Below are 19,963 nucleotides of genomic sequence, written 5' to 3'. Positions count from 1 at the left end.
CACCGTCCATAAGCGATACTGGTGAGGTACGTGTGACGTGGACCGAGGGCGGAATGAGGGTGGAATGCCGAAGAAGAACGATGCAAACGGAATCTCGCGGCGCAGGGAAATTCTGCGCCGCAGGTATGTTGCCGTTCCGGGGGCTCCCAGTCCGCCCGCGCAGAACTCTGAGACCGCTCCCCTGACCCGTTGGGTGACTGACGGCGTGGCGGATAAACCTCCGCTGGGGGCCACGGTGGCGGATGGTCTGAGGTTTGCGGACGGTGCATCCAACCGGATGGTGATGTCGTTGTATCCCGCCCCCACCCGCGCCGCGATCCAGGAACTTGCCGATGCGTGGGATCTGCACCCCATGATCGTGGAGGATCTCATTGTGGCGCAGCAGCGTCCCAAACTGGATCGTTATGGGGATGTGGTGTTCATGGCGGTGCGGTCGGCGCGTTATATCGATGAAACTGAGGAAGTCGAGTTCGCTGAGTTCCACATCGTGATGAAGGGCAACGCGATTGTGGTGCTGTGTCAGGATAATCAGTGGGTTGATGGCACCGCCGCTTCCCTGTTTGCGGATTCGGACAGCAGGAAATTCGACCGTCGGGTGAAAGCTCTCCTGTCTGATGGTGAGTTGCTCAAATTGGGACCGCGCGCGGTGGCCTACCGGCTCATTGACCTCATCGTTGATGGTTATGCCCCGGTGCTGCGCGGTATTTCCATTGACCAGGAGCAGATTGAACGCCAGGTGTTCAGTGGGGATGTCGCCGTCGCGCAGCGTATTTACCGCCTGAGCCAGGAGATCATCGACATGCAGCACACCACGTCTTCCATAAGCGAGGTGGTGCAGCGCCTGCAGAAGGATTTCATCCGTAATGGTGTGCCGGATGAGTTGCGTGCCTATCTCGAGGACGTGGCCGATCACCTCACCCGCGACAACAGCCGGGTGGCGGAGTACCGCGAATCGCTCTCGCAGATCCTCAGCGTCAACGCCACGCTGGTGGCGGAGCGACAGAACGAGGATATGAAGAAGATTTCCGGTTGGGCCGCGATCCTCTTCGCTCCGACCCTCATCGGTTCTATCTACGGCATGAACTTCGATGTCATGCCGGAGTTGCACTGGGCGTTCGGGTACCCGGTGGCGTTGCTCGCCATGGTGGCGCTGGCGGTGCTGCTTTATTGGATTTTCAAGCGCAGTAAGTGGATGTAGTGTGCTTATCGACGCCCCCCTCGCCCCGCCTATGGAAACGGTGGGTGCCGTGGGCGCGGGCCCCACGCCCACGTGTTCACCAGAAGCATAAGTTCTGATAAGAAGAACCCCACCGTTATCCAACCTGCGGATAACGGTGGGGCTTATGGAAGGAGCTTAAGCGATCAGTTCCTTCTTGGTTGCGGACCGTGCGGGGCGGTCTGCGGGCAGGGCCTTGTTCTCTTTCAAGGTTGGGCGGAGCAGGAGCATCGCGATGCCGATGACCAGCAGGACCGAGGCCTCGTGGACCAGCATTCCAACAGCCATGGTCACGCCTCCGAAGAGGACACCAGCCAGCAGGACTGCAACGGTGATCAATGCGATTGCGATGTTGATCCGCATGGTGTTGACCGTGCGCTTGGCCAGTCCCAGTGCGTAGGGCAGGCGGGGAAGCTTGTCGGCCATCAGGGCGATGTCGGCGGTTTCGATTGCTGCCGGGGAGCCGGCGGCACCCATGGCCACACCGATGTCAGCCTGTGCGAGTGCCGGGGTGTCGTTGACACCGTCGCCGACCATGGCGACCACATGACCCTGTGCCTGCAGTTCCTTGACGATGATCAGTTTGTCCTCCGGCATGAGTTCCGCTCGGACCTCATCCACTCCCAGCTGGGCGGCGATGTTCTCTGCCACCAGGCGGGCATCACCGGTTGCCATGATCACCTTCACGCCCTTGTCGTGCAGGGCCTTGATGGCGGCCGGTGCGTCATCGCGGATGGTGTCGGCGACGGCGACGATGCCAACTACCTGACCGTTGACTCCGACGTACATGGCGGTCTTACCCTGATTGTTCAGTTCCAGGATGCGGGCGTTATCCGGGGTGTGGTCCAGCAGGTCAGCGGAACCAACCGCGACTGTCTGGCCATCCACCAGGGCGCGGATGCCCTTGCCGGTGACAGGTTCAGCCTTATCCACCACACCCACATTCAGGCCACGTTGCTCAGCTCCGCGGATGATCGCCTCGGCCAGTGGGTGCTCGGAAGCGGTTTCGGCGCGGGCTGCCAGGAGCAGGACCTCATCTTCGGTGAAGCTCGGATCCAGGACATCAACGTTGGTCAGTTCCGGACGACCATTGGTGAGGGTACCGGTCTTGTCCACCACAACCGCGTCAACCTTGGCTGCATTCTCGAGGTATTCGCCACCCTTGATGAGCACACCATCCTTGGCGGCGCGTCCGATACCTGCAACGATCGAGACCGGGATGGAGATGACCAGAGCACCGGGGCAGGCGATGACCAGCAGTGTCAGGGCAAGTTCAGTGTTGCGGGTGACAAGGCCCACGAACAGGGCCGCAAGCATCGCACCGGGGGTGTACCACTTGGAGAACTTCTCCAGGAAGGTCTGGGTTTTCGCCTTATCATCCTGTGCGTCCTCGACGCGGTGGATGATCTTGGCCAGGGTGGAATCAGAACCGATGCCGACTGCCTCAACACGCAGCAGACCGGAGCGCAACCAGGTGCCGGCGAAGACCTCAGAGCCTTCGGCCTTCTCGGCAGGGACGGACTCACCGGTAATGGTTGCCTCGTCCACGCCACCGTGACCGGAGATCACCTTGCCGTCGACAGGCACCTGCTCACCGTTTTTCACGAGCACGATATCGCCGGGTTCCAGTTCCCAGAGCTCAACCGTTTCAGTCGAGCCATCGTGATTAAGCTTCGTGGCTGTTTCCGGTGCCGCATCCACCAGATCCGACAACGCCTTGCGGGTGCGGTTCATGGTCGCCCGCTCCAACGCCTTGCCCAGCGCGAAGAGGAAGGTGACGGCTGCGGATTCCCAGAAGTTGTTGATGAAGATGGCACCGACCGCGGCCACGACCACGAGCAGATCAATCGAGACCATCTTGATTCTCAAGGCCTGGATCGCGCTGATGGCGATCTGCCAACCAGCAACCACAGCGGCAACCAGCATGAGCCAATCCCAGCCGGTGATCCAGGACAGTACGATTAAGAGTCCTGAAGTAGCAACTACACCCCAGGTTTTCCAGGTCTTCATGGTGTTTCTTCCTTTGTTTTTCACTGTTTATTCTTGATGACACTTATTAATCTATGGACTTCCCCACCCAAGTTCCTTGACGTGGATCAAGTACCCCGAAACTTCTCCCGAAGCTTCCCCACACCTCTTCCACCAGCAACAACAATCCGCCGGCACCATAGTTTCGGTGCCGGCGGATTGCCTTATGGACGGGGGTGTCAGATAGCTGATGGCTTAGCGGTATAACCAACATCAGCCACCGCCTTGACCAGATCGCGGATACTGACCTTCTGGGGATCGTGGTCAACCAGGATCCGTCCGGAGGAGAACTTCACCTCGGCTGCCCCAACACCATCCAGGCCGTTGAGCTTGTTCTCGATCTTGGCTACACAGCTCGGGCAGGTGAACTCATCGGAGCGCAGGGTGGTCTTCTTCAGGGCAGTGGGGGCGGTCATGATAACCAGGTCCTTTCGTCTTTTCTTTGTCTGTTTCTCTTATGTACATATATGAATTTATGGCACTTCAACCGTGAGTTCCTTGACCTGGATCAAGTACCTCCGAACTCGTCTGCATCCGGACCGCCCCGCTTATGGAAGGGTGATTAAGATGTGCTTCGGATTGCCCGTTCCATAAGCGGGAGCCTGCCGGAAAGGAGCGTCACCATGTCGGAGTCCGCACAACGCCCGGATGAGGCCATCAACCAGCTCGAATTGATTCTGCGGACCAACGGCGACCTGGCGCCGGAACGTGCGCGGATGATCTCTGAGCTTTCGGAGGATATCCCGATCAAGGATGTGATCAGCCTCCTGGAGCGAATGTCGCCGGTGCGCGCGGCTCTGATCTTGCGGTTGTTGCCCCGCCAGCGTTCGATTGTGGCCTTTGAGGCACTCGACGCCGCCCATCAGGCGGACCTGGTTGACGCGCTTGGCGACGATTCCCTCGCCTCCTTCTTCGAAGCCCTCGACCCTGATGACCGGGTGTCCCTGTTGGATGAGTTGCCTGCGGAGATCGTCGAGAGGCTCATGCGCAGTCTCGATGCCTCGGAGTATGGCCTGACCAGTGTGGTTCTGGGTTATCCGAGGGGTTCCATAGGCCGGCACATGTCCCCGGAGGTGCCCATGGTCCGGGTGGATCTCACCGCCGCCGAAGCCCTGACTGCACTGCGGGAACAAAATGACCGTGTAGAGACGATCTACACCGTCCCCATCATCAGGGGCGATCGGAAACTGGTGGGTGTGACAAGCCTGAGGAAACTGCTGATGGCGGATGCCGATGAACCCGTTGCCTCGCTTATGGACACACCCGTCTACGCACACACCGCTGCCCCGGATGAGGAGACCGCACGCTGGTTCCGTGCCCTGGATCTGTTGGCCCTGCCGGTGGTGGATGATTCCACCCGCCTGGTGGGGATCCTCTCCATTGATGATGCCGTGGACATCATCGAGAATGCCGACAACGAGGACACCGCCCGTTCCGGTGGTGCTGAACCGCTCCAGCAGCCGTATCTGACCACGCCGGTGTGGCGGTTGGTGCGGTCGCGGATCGTCTGGTTGGGAGTGCTGGCGGTGTCGGCGTTGCTCACGGTCAGTGTGCTCGACGCCTTCGAGGATGCCCTGGCCGCAGCGGTGGTGCTCAGTCTGTTCATCCCGTTGATCACGGGTACGGGTGGGAACACCGGAAACCAGGCGGCCACGACGGTGACCAGGTCTTTAGCGCTGGGGGATGTGCGTAAACGCGATGTGATGGCTGTGCTGTGGCGTGAGACGAGGGTGGGCCTGACCCTGGGCACCATGCTGGGCGCACTGTTCGGGATCCTGCTCGGTGTCCTCTATGGAGTGTCGATCGGGTTGGTGCTGGGGATGACGCTGTTTGTGGTGTGTACCTTGGCGGCAATGGTGGGCGGGATCATGCCGATCATCGCGAAGGTGGTGGGTGCTGATCCGGCGGTGTTCTCGAATCCGTTCATCACCACGTTCGTGGATGCGGTGGGGTTGGTGATCTATTTCCTCATCGCGAAGGCGGTGTTGGGGATTTAGGGGGGCGTCGATAAGCGCGGTTTATCTTTTTCTCTTCGCCGTAGGCGGAGAGCTCACATCAGATTCCGTGCATGAGTTTCAAATTTATGTACCATGGGTCACACTGCGAGCCAGACTCGCATGAAGAAAGTTCAGCGCGGGCGGACCTTCAAGCACCACTGAGGTCCGTCTATACATACGTATTAACCAAGCTAACTATCTGCCACAGGAGGCTGAAATGTCAGCGAATCCAGGAATCCCATCGTCTGGAACCCCAGATTTCAACGAGCCGACCACGCCGGTCCCGCCCCTGCCACGCAAGCCGGACCAGGCCACGGCGGCACCCCACTCCCCCACTGGTTGTCCGATGCACATCAACCCGGATACCAATGCCCAGCAGGGTGAGTACCTCACCACCGCCCAGGGTGGTCGGCTGAAAGATACGGATCATTCCCTCCGCGCAGGTGAGCGTGGCCCACTGCTCATGCAGGATCACCACTTCCGTGAGAAGATCACCCACTTTGATCATGAGCGCATCCCGGAGCGTGTAGTGCATGCCCGCGGTGCCGCCGCACACGGCGTGTTCGTGGCCAATGGTGCGGCCAGCTCCATCTGTCAGGCAGCGGTGTTTGACAAGGGCCGGGAAACCCCGGTGTTCACCCGTTTCTCCACGGTGCTGGGTTCGCGTGGTTCGGCCGATACGGTGCGTGATACCCGCGGTTTCGCGGTGAAATTCTACACCGATCAGGGCACCTGGGATCTGGTGGGCAACAATATCCCGGTGTTCTTCATCCAGGATGGCATCAAGTTCCCGGACATCATCCATGCCGGCAAGCCGCATCCGGATCGTGAGATCCCACAGGCACAGAGTGCCCATGACACGTTCTGGGATTTCGTCTCCTTGCACACCGAGGCCACCCACCACACCCTGTGGAATATGTCTGACCGTGGTATCCCACGCTCCTACCGCATGATGGAGGGCTTCGGTATCCATACCTTCCGCATGATCAACACCAAGGGTGAGACCAGTCTGGTGAAATTCCACTGGAAACCACGCCTGGGTGTGCATTCCCTGGTGTGGGAGGAGGCCCAGATCTCCGGTGGTGTGGATCCTGATTTCCACCGCCGCGACCTGGCCGACGCCATCGAAAATGGTGCCTTCCCGGAATGGGATCTGGGTCTGCAGGTGTTCCCGGATACCGAGGACCAGATGTTTGAGGGCATTGATCTGCTGGATCCGACCAAGATCGTTCCCGAGGAGCTCGCCCCGGTCCAGATCGTGGGCACCATGACCCTGAATAAGAACCCCTCGAATTACTTCGAGGAGACCGAACAGGTGGCTTTCCACCCCGGCCACCTGCCTCCGGGCATTGATGTCACCGCCGATCCGCTGCTCCAGGGCCGGCTGTTTTCCTACCTGGACACCCAGCTCAGCCGCCTCGGCGGGCCGAATTTCGCGCAGCTGCCCATCAACCGTCCGCACGCACCGGTCAATGACATGTTCCGCGAAGGCATGCACCAGCACGGCCAGCACATCGGTGTGGCGCCCTATCAGCCGAACTCGCTGGACGGCGGCAACCCCTTCCCCACCGGGACGGATAATGGTGCGCTTATCGACGTCCCCGTCCCCGTCCACGGCGAGATCACCCGCGATGCGCCCGTCAGCTTTGACGACCACTACACCCAGGCCCGCCTGTTTTACCTCAGCCTCACCCCGGTCGAGCAGAAGCACGTTGCCGATGCCTACACCTTTGAGCTGGGCAAATGCTATGAGAAGGCGATCAAGGAACGCACCGTCGAGGTGCTGACCAACATCGATTCCGACCTGGCCAGCACCGTGGCCAAGGGCCTTGGCCTGCCCACACCGGAGAAGAAGGACCTCCCCGATGTGACACCGAGCCCCGCCCTGTCCCAGCTGGGCAAAACCTGGCCTATCGACGGCCGACAGGTGGGCATCCTGGTCACCGACGACCTGGATGACAAGCAGGTCGCCGACGTGGCCACACTCTCCAAGGCCATCGAGGATGCCGGCATGGTTCCACTGGTCACCTCTGTTGCCGGTGGCACCCTCGGTGATCCGGATGAGGAAACCGGCGTGACCATCTCGCGCACCTATGTCACCGTCCGCTCCGTGGAGTTCGACGCCGCCGTGGTCGTGGAGACCCCCGAGCAGCCCGAGGTGAGCATCCTGCTGTCCGAGATGATCCGTCACGGCAAGGCCGTCGCCCTCGTCGGCGATGCCACCGCGCAGGTACCCGATCGCATGGGTGATGCACCCGGCGTGGTCACCGTCAACGCTGCCGCCGATGCACTTGATGTGTTGACCCCGATGCTCAAGGGCCACCGCACCTGGGCCGCCAACCCGGCCTGATCCCTCCATAAGGGAAATAACCAATTCAACCCCGCTGATCAGATCCGGTTATCTGGTCAGCGGGGTTGTTCTCTGCTCTGGTCTGCCGCACCCATATGGCAGCTAAAAAATTGATCTCCCGGTGGTTTCTCTGCGGTCGCCTATTTTTACCACTAAGGTATTTTTCGTTTAGAACGCCACCACCATCTTTTAAAACAACTGGGAGATAAGTCAGATGACCCGCAGAACACTTGCACCAGAGGGTCCATCCTTCAGCACCAGTTCAACCTTGGATGAAACAGGCCTGGCACTCGCCCTGGCCCCGGCGCTGACCCCGGAGGGGGTGGATTCCTCCCCCAGTTTCTTCCATGGCTTTCTTACTCAGCCGAAGGTCTACGCTCAGTGTCTCCTGGTTCTGGCAGAGGTCACCCGAACCCGTTATTTCGTCCCGCCGCAGATGGCAGCAGCCGCAGCAATGCGCGATCCGGTATTCACCGCCCACGGTGATCGCCTGCGTGCAGAGGTCTTTTCTGCCTGCAACAGTGTCAGCGCACGCTTGGATCTGGGCGCTGACGGCCTTGATGGTGGGGAGATCGGTTATGGCACCACCAATGTCGACCTTGGGGATCATCTCCAACAGATGCTCTCCGGGATCCACCACAATGAACTGCTTCATCTCGATGTCGGTTCCCAGCATGTGAATGTCTCAACCCTGGAGCGCACGGAGTCGGAACGCAAGGTTGTCATGCCTACCCGGTGGGTACGGGCCTTCGGCAATGTCGCGGAGATCCACCGCGGCTTCTCGGGAGTGCTCGACCTGGATGGACGTGGGGCGCGTCGTCTATTGATGGCCCTGCCCCAGGCAAAGGTGGACACGGTGTGGGTCCAGGCCTCCACCAGAGGTGTGAACGTATCTGCCCGTCCGGTTCCTGGTGCTGTGCGCATCCCTGGGCCTGTCCGCCTCCAGCCGCTGCGACGCCTGTTATCTCTGCTCACCGGTGTGCAGATCTACCAGGACGCCGGATCCGGCGCCGGTGTGGTGATGGAATGCCGGTTGCCCGGGGCGGCTATCACTCTCGCACTGTCGGAAGAACCCTCCCGTGGTTTCTCCGGAGAGGGGTCCCTGTTGTCTGCAATGGCCTCTGAAGATGTGGTTGATGATGCAGATCTGCTGGCCACGCAGCTGGGTTTCTCTTCCCGTATCTCCCCTGATCTCCTGGCACTGGACACAGGATTGGAGCGGGTCCGGGTTGACCAGGCCCTTGCCTCCCTCGCTGCCAGCGGGAAGGTGGGTTGGGACATCGCCGAGCAGGCTTACTATCACCGGGAGTTACCCCACGATCCGGAGCAGGTGGCACGCGATAACCCGCGTCTGGTCGGGGCCCGACGGCTTGTCGACGCCCGCGCCGTCCACTGGAGCAAGGACCGACTCACCGCCAATGTACGCAGCGGTGCCCGCAGTTATCAGGTCATTCCGGACAAGGGCACCTGCTCCTGCACCTGGTATCTGCGCACCCGCGGTTCCCGGGGACCATGCAAACATCTGCTGGCTGCAGCCCTGTCGACTGAGACCAGAGAAGGAGTATGACCGTGAAGTACACTGCTGACACCGTGGTAGTCGCGCAGGAACCGGAGAAGCTGCCCCAAGCAAGTCCCGATTTCGCCGAGATAATGGAATTTCTCGACCTCATTGGGTGGAACGCTGCCCCGCTCGCGGAATTACGCACCGCATCCCTGGGGCCTGATGAGGAGCAGCAGCGGTTCATCGAGACGGTGGTTGCCGAGGAGCACTTCTTTGACTCCGTGATCCTCGATGTCGTGCGGGAACCGCACGGAATCCGCGGGTCGGAACGCTTCCACCACCCCTGTTGGGAGCAGGTGGACCATCTGCGTGTCGCGCTTTATCTGCTGCGGGGGAATGCACCCGCTGAAGTCACCGGGCGGTGGCTCAACGAATCAGTCCGGGCCATTGAGAAACTCAATCCAACACTGCAAGAGATGGCCTTAGAACTGATTGTCGACCTCCTGCTGTCAACATCCCCCTCATATCAAAAAACAGTGGAGAAGCAGTGGGATCCGCAGCACGCGGAAGAACTGTGGATCAGCCTGATCCACCGCCAGCAACGCCCCATCATTTCCCAGGATGACCCCCTGCAGATTCCTGTGGTTTTAGTTAATTCCTCCACCCACTTCCGGTGGGAACGGCACATGAATTTCTTTCTTGGACATCGAAACCACTGGGGTGATCCAAAAATACGACAACCACGTGAAGTGATTTTCGACCGTCGTCTCGACTGGTTCCGCGCCACTTTGTTCAGTTATGAGAACAGACCACCCTTCTACTCCCACATCGAATTGATAACCAAGGATCAACACCTGTCTGCAGAAGACCGCGGAGTCCTCCTGCGTGACGGACTTAATGGTTACCGGGAAGCAAGGAAGCCTGAACCGGTCAAGGCCTGGGCGGAATTTCTCCTGGATTCCCTAGAGATCAGCGATGAGGAGATTGTTGCCCACAGCCATGAACTGGTGCCACTGTTGTTCCGCAAGGATTCCACCTCTCTGCTCCGCTTCGGCACGGTGCTGGCACAGAAAGGATCCGAGGACATCCTGACTGAGGTGTTCACTGCCTGCCTCACCCTCGCCGGCCGGGCAACACGTATCAAGGTGCTCAATGCTGCCGCCAGACGCGACGCAGTACCGTCACCGGATATTCTCGAACAGTGTCAGTTCCTGTTGGAGGATGCCTTGGCAATGGATGAGCATCCGCAGTTTTCCAAAGCCGTGGATAAGCTTGCGGCCGTCTGGAACCTCAATATGGAAGAACCTGGGACAGAAGCCACAGGTGATGCCTCTTTATGGCAGAAGGCTCCGGTATTATGGCAGGTACCTGACCTGACACCATCTGATACTCCATTGGTCGAACTTGCTGCACATGAGCTCGAAAGGTTTGGCCCGGCGATCGCCGCAGGCAACCGTGTCTGGTCTTGGTTCCGTGACGTGGAATCGGAGCAGTTCACAGACGCTCTCGTCCGGTGTGCATACTCCGATCTTGAGGCGACCAAAATATCACTGGTGGGCGTTCCTCGAGCCAGCAAGTCTCTGGAGGGAATTAGGGAGTGGGTGACCGGAGAACTCGCGTTGTACTTGAAGAGTTCGGACCGCAGCAAGCGCGAAGCGGAGATCTTAGAGCTCCTGGGGTCTGTGCCTGTATTATTGTCCACCCCGGACCGTGAAGACCTCACCATCGGTGTCGAGACCATCCTTGACCGGCTGGCTGAGTATGCACAAGCCCAGGCGCCTGTCGGTCCTATCGATCTTTCCCTCGCCCTGTTGCGCATCCGGGGAGATCGCCGTCCCGTGATTTCGGCCTTGCAATCATCCTCCTTGCTCTTCCACACCCGGGGAGAGGATGAAAAGGTGACAGTGGGTGCAACCATGTCTTCCTTGATTTTTCAGGAATCCTCCGTCGATGCTGAGTGGGTTCCACTGAAAACGGAGGTGGCCCCTGAACAGGGCGTCGTACCACGGAAATTCTCCCAGCGGATCGTCAATGCTCTCGCCCGCAGAAACCGCCAGGATTTTCTTCCCTCCACGGCCGAGCAGGCTTTCCGCCGTCTTGATTACACCTACCGCTCCTCCCTGGGGACCGGGCTCCCCTTGCGCCAACTCGCTCGTTCATCTTCCCCCTTCACCCCGGCAGCAGCCATCAATTTCCTCGCGGCTCTGAGCAACCTGCACACCCGGGAATCTGAGGTGGGATGGACCGCCGCCAGTGAAGCATGGAACCGTGGTCTGCTGATCCCCGGTGTCCCAGATATTGCCCATCTGGGATGGAGTGATGCTCCCCCACAGCGGTTAGGATCGTTGGCAAAAACCTTCCGCGATCTGGCGGATATGGGAATGCTGACTCTGGTCTGGCCGATCCTCAATGATCTGGTGGATGCCTCCGCCCAGCAGGACAAACCGCTCACAGGCACTCCTGATCTACTGCAGGTCATCGCTGAACTGCTGCCTCACGTCATGGCAGCGGTAGATGAGGGTCGGGCAGAGCCTTCCCACCTTGACCTCCCCGGTGTCCGAGAGCTGGCGGCGCGGTCCGGAAAGACCCGGGCGATTGTTCTGGCCCGGGAGATTCGGGACAGGTTGCCCCACGATGACCGGGTGGCGGCGGGGCGTCGATAAGCGTTATGCGCGCAACAGCCCCTGTTTGCTCTTATGGAAGAGGTCGGGAGCGGTGTCCAGTTCGGTATAGACCTTTGACGGCTCCCAGGTGACCAGCGCGTGGTCGAGATCGCGGGCGGCCAGGGCGAGGAAATCCGCCAGGGCCTCCAGTGCGGGGGGTTCGCAGGTGGGACAGGAATTGACCTCGTAGACCACCAGCTCGCCGGTGGCGGTGTTCTCACCGATGTCAATGCCGCCGATGAGGGCGCCGGCCCCCTGGGAGGCCCGGCGTGCCAGAGTACTGATCTCCGGGGTCAGGGGGCACATGGACAGTCCACCACCGGCGTGGATGTTGGTGATCCATTTGCCCGGCGGGGCGTAGCGGTACATGGCGAACACCGGCTGGTGGTTGATGGTGTAGACGCGGATGTCGCGGCCGGGGTTCTCGATCCATGGCACGGCGTAGTAGGAGCCACCGTCGCGACGCAGCTCCGTCAGGAGGTCCTGCAGGTCGTTTTCACCCTCGATTTTGCGCAGGCCCCGTCCGCCGAAACCGACAAGCGGTTTGATCACTGCCGGGCCGTTGAGATCACGCACCCACTTCTCCAGTGCCTCCGGGTCGTGGCTGGTGAGCACCGGATACCCCAGTGCACCGGCCAGGCTCAGCATGGAGCTGTCCAGGTATTTGTTCTGCGCGCGGAAGAGGGTGACCGCATCATTGATCACGGGGATCCCGGCGCGACGGAACACATCCAGGTGCGCCATGCCGGGGATAAGCAGCTCGTCGAGCACCCATCCGATCACCAGGTCGGGTTCAAGGCGTTGACCCGCCACGAAGAACCCGATGCCGGTGTCGGTCATTTCCACGACCAGGTCATCCGGGTGTACGCGCACCACCGCCACCCCGCGTTCACGCATCGCGGGGAACAACACATCGTGGTCTTCCTCATCAATGTTGTCGCCGAGGAAGACTACAAGGGGGCGGTCGGAGTGGAGGTCGTCGTCAAGCCGGCTCAGCATCGGGGGTCCAGCCTCCCTTGTGGTTGCGGTTTTCAAAGCGCGCTTATCGACGCCCCGTCCCATAAGCGGGAATCCTCGGAAATGGGGTCAGGCCTTGATGGGTGCGCCGAGTGTCGGCGGGTGTCGGCGAGTGTCCGCAATCATACGTCTCTTTGCATATGAGGAGGGCTGCGGGCTGGCATCTGATGGGGATAGGGATCATGAGCTGGGTCAATGCGTGCAGGATCCTGATGTGAGCATGGCGGACTGCCGAGATCGGTGTCACACAGTGCCCCATCAGCCGATGCCCAGACAAACTCCACCGTATCTCTTTACAGTGGCGGTTATGAACCCAGCCGTGCAACGTCTTGGTAATCCGCTTATGGAACGGCTCAGGCGACCGGAATTCCAGACCTCATTGATCCAGATGGTGAAGATCATCTTTGCCACCACCCTCGCATGGTGGATCTCGGTGAACTTCCTGGAAACCTCCCTGCCGTTCCTGGCGCCGTGGACGGCGCTGCTCACCATCCAGGCCACCGCCTACCGGACCTTGTCGCGGGGTGTGCAATCAACAATCGCATCAGTGTTGGGCATCGTGGTGACATTTATGGTGGGTAATTTCCTGGGTGTGACGGTGTGGTCCTATGCGGTGGCCATCTTCGTCGGCCTGGTGATCGCCAGGATCAGGTGGATCCGTGAAGAGGGCATCACGGTGGCCACCACCGCGATCTTCCTGCTCAGCGATGGTTTTACTGAGGAATCCCGTAACTTCGGTGAACGCATGGTGGAGATCATCGTCGGCGTGCTCATCGGCATTCTGGTGAATCTGTTGATCATGCCCCCGTTGCGGGATCGGCAGGCTGCGGGTTATCTGGATAGCATCACCAGGCGCATGGGTGATGTTTTGGGGGACATGGGCCAGGAAATCTCCTCATCCTGGGATACGGAATGTGCCGAGGAATGGATCAAGGAGATCGAATCACTGGAGTCGGAATTGGAATCGGCCTGGTCCACGGTGCGGTTTGCGCGGGAAAGCCGCCGGGCCAATCCCCGTAGGCATATCCACCTGCGGCGTCAACCCACTGCGCCTGATCCGGTTGATGGCCCCAACTGGGAGCAGGTGCTGGAACAGGCGAAGGATGGGTTATCCCACCTGCATACCATCACCCATATCCTCCGCGACGCCACCTATGACAACAGTCCCTGGGACGAGCGTTTCCGTGAGAAGTGGTCTGCCATCGCCTGTGATGCCGGGCAGGCGATCTCCGATCCGGATGTGGACACTGATTCCGAGCGGCTCAGGATGCGGATCGATGATCTGTCCCGGGAGATGTCCGAGGACGAAGACCTGCCCTCTAAACTATGGCCTGTCTATGGATCATTGATCACGGGGTTGAGGCATATCGTGTCATTAGTGGATGAAGTCCGCGCCGCCCGACGTGAAGAGATCCTGCAATAGATGCAGTAGATATGACAGTGGGCGCCCACATGTTGTTGATTTTTTGGTCAAGTCCCCTGAGCCTGAAATACGAACCTGAAAGACCCCCTCAATGCACACAGATGACCCAGTTGAAGAGTTCGACCCGGATGTCAGTGTCGTTTATGACCTGCCTGATGCCACCACCTCGGTGTCCATCGAGCTCCACCCGCATGAGGGGGCTGCCTTTGATCTGCAGCACATGGCCTTCGTGGAGGGCCTGAGGGAATCGATCACCACATACTGCCAGCTCCACCATTACTACCGGGAGGATCAGGAGTTGTTGTTCTCGGCGGACCGCCCGGTCAGTGCTGTGCAGTATTACGTGGAACTTGCCTTCGCACACCACCTGATTGACGCACTGTGCGAGGATCGCGCCCAGGTTGATCTGACCCGCCGGGTGCTGTTGCTGCGGCAGCTGGTGGACAGCCTGGGCACGGCGGTGCGTAGGAATCCGACCATGTCACAGGCCGTGGCCATCGCCCATTCTGCGCTGCAGCTGGCTGAGGAGTTCGATATTGCGGGTTCCATAGAGGAAATCCAGGGATTTGAGCGCCGTATTCCGCGCGATCTGGGCCGCTACCTCCCGACGGAACCGGAGGATCAGCACGGAAAATGGGCCGCTCAGTTGGCGGGGATGAATGAGGAGTGCCTGGACTATCCCTATTTCGTGTTTGTTGATGATACCCAAAGCGCTGAGGACTTCGAGGCCGCTGATGGGCTGGATGATAAGTCCAAGCTGATCGTCAGTATCTCCGACATCCCCTTGACGTGGGCCGATGTGCGTCCCGGGCGGAGGATCCTCCCACACACGGTGTGAGCGGGTGCGGGTGGGGCGCACACGGCGTGGGCGGGTACGGGCGGGGCGTCGATAAGCACGCTTTTAACGGCTGTGATCAGCCGGGTCCGATTTATCGGACGTGAGGGCGCGCAGGCGCGCAAGGTCCTCGGGGTGCAGGTCGGTGGGCAGGGATTCGAGGATGAGGCGGCTCTGGCGGTCAAGCACGGGGATGAGCTCGGGGTGGTCATCACGGACGTGATCGGCAAGCATGCGCAGCACACGCAGCAGGGTTCCGATGACCTCAGGCTGCTCGCGGGATGCCAGGCGGAGCTGGTCGAAGCCGTGGACGATGAATTCCTCATGGGAGAGGTTCCAGGGTTGTACCACCACGCGCTCCTCATCATCGCGCAGCGCCTCCGGAATAAGTGGTGTGATCAGGACGGTGCGCAGCAGGCTGCCCAGACGCAGCGTGATCTCCACGGCGGTGGTGGGATCATCGCTGTCCAGGGCGCGCAGGCCGATGTCCACGAGCTGGCGGATGGCAAAGTCGGTGTCCTGCAGCATGGCACGCGCATCGGCGATCTCCACGGCCTGCCCGAGATCCGGGCTCCCCTCAGCCGGCGTCGGCCACACCTTCAACAGCGCTTCACCGGTGTGGATATAGGCACCGATGCGGGTCTCCAGGCGGACGGTGGTGCCCGGCGCCATGGTGCGGAACAGGTACTCGATGTCCACCTGGGTCACCCACCCGTTGATCGCGGCGGGGATGGTCAGGGCATCATCTGGCACATCGTGGAAATCCGCCGGATCGGCCTGGGTGAGTCCCTCCGGGATGCTCTCGCGTTCGCCTGCGATCCGCTCCCCCTCATCAACGATCACGCGCGCCACATTGCCCACCTGCAGGCCATGCGCCAGATGATCCAGGTGCGCGAGAATACCGATCACCGTGACCACCGTGAGGATCACCGCCACCGTCACCGACACCTGCGGGGCCGGGTCGGTGGCCTCACCGCTGACATTCGGCAAGATCAACACACAATAAAAGAAAGTGGCCACCAGCAGGCCGATCACCCGTTGACTGAGCCGATCCCTGATGAAGGAACGCATCACCCGCGGGGAGAACTGATCACTGGCCAGCTGCAGACTGACCACCGTCAGCGAGAACACCACACCCACCGTGGTGATCATCGCCCCCGCCACCGTGGACAGCAACCACATCGCCGCGTTGCTGCTCAGCGCGATCGTCAGCGGCAGATCAGCATCATGCCCGATCCGATCATCAATCAGGGTGGTGATCACCGCCAGGACCACACCCACCAGCATCAGCAGCGTGGGATAGGCAAACAGACTCTCCTTGAAGCGGTACCGCACCGCGGCCCACCGCAGCCGCCATGACATCTTCCGTTTCCTGGCCATCACTGACTTCCATCCTTTGCTTATCGACGCCCCCCTCCCCTCCTACCGGACCGACCACACGAAGGGGACCTGCGGTTCAGCAGGCCGCGGGGGCCTTATTGGCCCAGCTCGCGGCGCCGTTCCACGGCTTTGCGCAACCGCTCGGCACGCTCCTCCTGCTCCTGCTTGGTCAATTCCGCATAAAGTTTCTCCTCTTCATCGCCTACATCCAGGAAGGATCTGGCACCCCAGGACGCGAAAGCACCAATCGGGAACATCACCCACGCAAAGCCCACGCTGAATACGAAAACACCCAGAAAGAACAGGATGAACACCGCTGCCCAGATGGCGCCGTCGATGCGCTGGAGTTTCTTTCCCCTGGTCATCACCTCATCCAGCTCCCGCTGCGCACTGAGCTCCCGCCGGGGTTCAGCGGTGGCGGGTTGCGCAGGTAGATCCACAAAGAGAGCGTCAATCTCCCCCTGGGTTCGCGCCAAGGCAGCCTTGCCGGTGCGATCGTCGAATTCATGGATATCCAGGTATCCATCAGCGAAGTACTGCCCCAGTCGGTCCAGGGCCTGCGAACGCTCGGCATCCCCGGCGCGTTTCTCAGGTATGTGATCCATACAGGTCTCCTCGTGGGTGTTGTTGACCCCGGCGTCAATTGTGTCCCCAGGGTAGAACACACCGGGGGCATCGTGGGGAAAAGCTTCCATAAGCGAAAAATCGAGCCGGGCACCGTCCCATCATGGTGATGAGAGGGTGCCCGACTCGAGTGAGTTCAGTGAGTTACTGCGAGATGACTAATCCCTTATGGGGTAGGGCTCAGAACAGTATCGATGACGTGGATGACACCGTTGCTGGCCTCAACGTCGGTGGTGGTGACGTTGACGCGGTTGCCGGCGGCGTCGACAAGCACAACGGCCTCGCCCTCGAGCTCAACGGTGAAGCTGCCACCCTGAAGGGTTTCTACGGCCTGGCCATCCATCTCGACAACATCAGCGGCAGGAACCTCGCCGTCAACAACGTGGTAGGTGAGGATCTCGGTGAGATCGCCCTCTGGGTCTGCGAGCAGGGCATCAAGGGTGCCCTCTGGCAGTGCGTCGAATGCCTCATCGGTAGGTGCGAAGACGGTGAATGGTCCATCGCCACGGAGGGTCTCTTCCAGGCCGGCGGCCTGAACTGCTGCAACCAGAGTGTTGAAGGAACCTGCACCGACAGCGGTATCGACGATGTCCTCGCCAGCTTCCTCTGCAACGGTGGTTTCCTCGGTGGTGGTCTCTTCCATGGTCGCAGCTTCAGTTGCGGTCTGGGTGGTGGTGCCGGTGTCGGTGGTGGTGTCGTCTTCTTCACCGCAGGCAGCCAGGGTGAGGGCGAGGCTGATAACTCCGGTTACTGCAAGGATGCGCTTCATTGGAAAGCCTTTCGTCGGTGCGTTTGTCTACTAACGAGTTTGCTGATTTTTGAAAACCAATTCAAGGAAGCAGAAAAAATGCATCTCACATTTATGATTGTGACAGAATTCACCTACACCTTGCAGGCTTTTTGCTAAAACCCTGTGAACGCCGTGGGCTCTTTTGTGAATTTAATTAAAAATAACAATTTAACCAAGGTTAAATATTCAACTCTGGTTAATAATTACACCATTGGTTTCGGGTACTTAATTGGTTACTCGGATCCTGCGCCGGGAGGCCGGCGCAGGATCCGATCAGCCCCCCATGTGGATCACATCAGGGGCCTGACATCTCCGGGTTTAGACGTCTTGGGGGTTCAGGCATCTTGGGGGTTAGGCATCTCCGGGTTTAGGTGGCGGCTAGTCCCAGTAGATGTCCTTGTCACCGCGCAGGGCGCGCGGGCGGGCATAAGCGTGGATCTCATCCAAAATCTTGACCTGATCCTTGGACATCTCAATGAGGGCGACGAAGACCTCCGGATCCAGACCCAGTGTTTCAGCGTGTTCCAGCAGGACCTCCCAGCCGCCGAGCTTGCCGGTGACGGCACCGCGCATAAGTTCAGTCTCCAACAACATGGTCATCGGTGAACGATCCAGGATCCGGCCATCACTTTTGATCCTGGCAACCCGCTCCCCCACCCAGGCCGCAGCCTGGCGGTGTGGTTTTTGCTGCAGCCCCAGATCATTGATCAGACGCTCAAGGAAATCCCGCTCAGCAGAAATCTCATCAACCAAACGACCCAGCCTGCCAAACATCGGGGTGTCTACAAAGTCATTGGCCATGCGGTTGATACGGCCCACGCCGGCGGTGGCGCCCGTCAGGTGATCCGACATATACAACTGCAGCAGATCCCGGCTCATCTTCTCCGGCACACGCGGGGTGGCATCACTATCACCGGCTGATGCACCCACAGAAACCGGCTGATGGAAGGCATTGACGTTTTTATCGTCGCTGGCACGCGGGCGCAGCACAGGCGACGCATGTCCACGCCCCTCCGCCAGCCCATCCAGCAATTCACGGAGAGCATCCGCCGCGCTGCGCGTCGGTGCCCAGCCCAATTCCGCTTTGGCTTTGCTGTTATCCATGAGCGGTACCTGCATGCCCATGTCCAACCATCCGACATCGGCTGGCACCACACCTGTCCGGTGGGCGGTGACCAGGGCTGCCCGCACGATCCCCGGGGGTATCTCCACGAACTTCCCGGTGCTGGTGAGGATATCCGCCAGTTCCTCTGGGCCGAGGACATCATCGGCACACACGTTGAATGCGCCACCCTTTCCAGCGATTGCTGCAGCCACATAAGCCTCCGCCACATCATCGGTGTGAAGAGCCTGCAACCTCAAGCCGGCAGGAAGTGGAATTGATGGCATGGTCTCCGGCGCCAAGAAGCGGGTCGGCACCGCCTTACCAAGGAAATACCGCTGGATCGACGAGGCCGCATCAGACTGGAACAACAGACCGGGGCGCAGGCGGGTGACGGTGACATCCGGATGCTCCGCTTCGAATTGGTCAAGCACATCTTCCTGTGCTGCTTTGTCCACGCTGTAATGGGAACTGTCGATTCCCTCGGTGGGAAATGTTTCATCCCGCAGTGGAGGTTCCGTGCCCTCCTTGCGCAGGGCATCGCGGGCCTCATCGGGCGAATAGACACCTACGGAACTGGCCACCACAAGATGGCCCACACCAGCTTCAGCAACTGCCTTGGCCACACGCCTGGTGCCCTCAACGTTGACACGTTCAAGTAGTTCACGGCGGTCATTGGGTTGGATCATCCAGGCCAGGTGGATGACGGCATCACATCCCTGGAAGGCATCCGTCAGGCCCTCAATGGCTTCAGCTTCAGTAATGGCCGCGGCGATATCAATGGACCGCCACTCACACTGGTCATAGGGTTCAATTTCCTCATCGGGCAGACGGCGGGCGATGCCCACCACCTCTTCAACCTCGGGATGGCGGTGGAGTGCACGCAGCACGGCTGTTCCTGCGTTTCCGGTTGCACCAACAACGGCGATTCGCATTTCGGCTCCTAGCGGACTTTATTACTGACCTGAGTCAGAACTTCGTTTCAGGGCGGTTAAACGCCAGTCAACACAACCCCCGGGATTGATACAAGGAACCCT

The 19,963-nt window shown here is 60.0% G+C and carries 14 protein-coding genes; 7 read left to right on the top strand and 7 right to left on the bottom strand.

Going from position 1 to position 19,963, the window contains the following annotated elements; genetic code table 11:
* The first annotated feature begins 64 nt into the window (after positions 1 to 64).
* On the top strand, positions 65 to 1,198 hold the full coding sequence (locus CFAEC_RS00245) for a magnesium and cobalt transport protein CorA (protein ID WP_290277723.1): 1,134 nt from the start codon (positions 65 to 67) through the stop codon (positions 1,196 to 1,198).
* Positions 1,199 to 1,354: 156 nt separating this feature from the next.
* Here the strand turns inward: CFAEC_RS00245 and CFAEC_RS00240 are convergent, their stop codons facing one another.
* On the bottom strand, positions 1,355 to 3,226 hold the full coding sequence (locus tag CFAEC_RS00240; RefSeq protein WP_290277720.1) for a heavy metal translocating P-type ATPase: 1,872 nt from the start codon (positions 3,224 to 3,226) through the stop codon (positions 1,355 to 1,357).
* Positions 3,227 to 3,423: 197 nt separating this feature from the next.
* Positions 3,424 to 3,660: a heavy-metal-associated domain-containing protein gene (locus CFAEC_RS00235; protein ID WP_290277718.1), complete on the bottom strand. Its 237-nt coding sequence runs from the start codon at positions 3,658 to 3,660 to the stop codon at positions 3,424 to 3,426.
* Between the two features lie 207 nt (positions 3,661 to 3,867).
* Between CFAEC_RS00235 and mgtE the strand changes: the two genes are divergently transcribed.
* The 4 genes from mgtE (at position 3,868) to CFAEC_RS00215 (ending at position 11,755) form a co-directional block, all read left to right on the top strand.
* Positions 3,868 to 5,241 carry a magnesium transporter gene (gene mgtE, locus CFAEC_RS00230; protein ID WP_290277716.1) on the top strand — a complete coding sequence of 458 codons (1,374 nt, stop codon included), beginning with the start codon at positions 3,868 to 3,870 and terminating at the stop codon, positions 5,239 to 5,241.
* Positions 5,242 to 5,458: 217 nt separating this feature from the next.
* On the top strand, positions 5,459 to 7,591 hold the full coding sequence (locus CFAEC_RS00225) for a catalase (protein WP_290277713.1): 2,133 nt from the start codon (positions 5,459 to 5,461) through the stop codon (positions 7,589 to 7,591).
* Positions 7,592 to 7,805: 214 nt separating this feature from the next.
* Positions 7,806 to 9,158, top strand: a complete 1,353-nt coding sequence (locus CFAEC_RS00220; protein WP_290277711.1) for an SWIM zinc finger family protein — start codon at positions 7,806 to 7,808, stop codon at positions 9,156 to 9,158.
* A complete protein-coding gene (locus CFAEC_RS00215; RefSeq protein ID WP_290277708.1) occupies positions 9,155 to 11,755 on the top strand; it encodes a hypothetical protein in 2,601 nt (866 codons plus the stop codon). The genes CFAEC_RS00220 and CFAEC_RS00215 overlap by 4 nt, the downstream gene beginning before the upstream one ends.
* Before the next feature lie 3 nt (positions 11,756 to 11,758).
* Here the strand turns inward: CFAEC_RS00215 and CFAEC_RS00210 are convergent, their stop codons facing one another.
* A complete protein-coding gene (locus CFAEC_RS00210; protein ID WP_290277706.1) occupies positions 11,759 to 12,754 on the bottom strand; it encodes an ATP-grasp domain-containing protein in 996 nt (331 codons plus the stop codon).
* 325 nt (positions 12,755 to 13,079) lie between these two features.
* On the opposite strand from CFAEC_RS00210, the gene CFAEC_RS00205 reads away from it, so the two are divergent.
* Together CFAEC_RS00205 and CFAEC_RS00200 are read left to right on the top strand one after the other, a co-directional pair.
* On the top strand, positions 13,080 to 14,195 hold the full coding sequence (locus CFAEC_RS00205; protein ID WP_290277704.1) for an FUSC family protein: 1,116 nt from the start codon (positions 13,080 to 13,082) through the stop codon (positions 14,193 to 14,195).
* Positions 14,196 to 14,286: 91 nt separating this feature from the next.
* Positions 14,287 to 15,033 (top strand): hypothetical protein, encoded by a 747-nt coding sequence (locus CFAEC_RS00200; RefSeq protein ID WP_290277702.1) that lies wholly within the window; start codon positions 14,287 to 14,289, stop codon positions 15,031 to 15,033.
* Positions 15,034 to 15,096: 63 nt separating this feature from the next.
* On the opposite strand, the gene CFAEC_RS00195 is transcribed toward CFAEC_RS00200, so the two are convergent.
* The 4 genes from CFAEC_RS00195 to CFAEC_RS00180 all read right to left on the bottom strand — a co-directional run bounded on the left by CFAEC_RS00195 (position 15,097) and on the right by CFAEC_RS00180 (position 19,861).
* The gene (locus CFAEC_RS00195; protein WP_290277700.1) at positions 15,097 to 16,410 is read right to left on the bottom strand and encodes a DUF2254 domain-containing protein; all 1,314 of its coding nucleotides are present in this window, start codon (positions 16,408 to 16,410) and stop codon (positions 15,097 to 15,099) included.
* A 95-nt stretch (positions 16,411 to 16,505) separates the two neighbouring features.
* On the bottom strand, positions 16,506 to 17,015 hold the full coding sequence (locus CFAEC_RS00190) for a DUF1707 SHOCT-like domain-containing protein (RefSeq protein WP_290277697.1): 510 nt from the start codon (positions 17,013 to 17,015) through the stop codon (positions 16,506 to 16,508).
* A gap of 185 nt (positions 17,016 to 17,200) precedes the next feature.
* A complete protein-coding gene (locus CFAEC_RS00185) occupies positions 17,201 to 17,803 on the bottom strand; it encodes a fasciclin domain-containing protein (RefSeq protein WP_290277696.1) in 603 nt (200 codons plus the stop codon).
* A gap of 399 nt (positions 17,804 to 18,202) precedes the next feature.
* A complete protein-coding gene (locus tag CFAEC_RS00180) occupies positions 18,203 to 19,861 on the bottom strand; it encodes an NAD-dependent epimerase/dehydratase family protein (RefSeq protein WP_290277694.1) in 1,659 nt (552 codons plus the stop codon).
* Between the last annotated feature and the right edge of the window lie 102 nt (positions 19,862 to 19,963).

The sequence above is a fragment of the Corynebacterium faecale genome (genome assembly GCF_030408735.1).
In the GTDB taxonomy this organism is placed as follows: domain Bacteria; phylum Actinomycetota; class Actinomycetes; order Mycobacteriales; family Mycobacteriaceae; genus Corynebacterium; species Corynebacterium faecale.
Note: the sequence above shows the minus strand (reverse complement) of the source record. Positions and strands in the feature narration are given on the sequence as shown.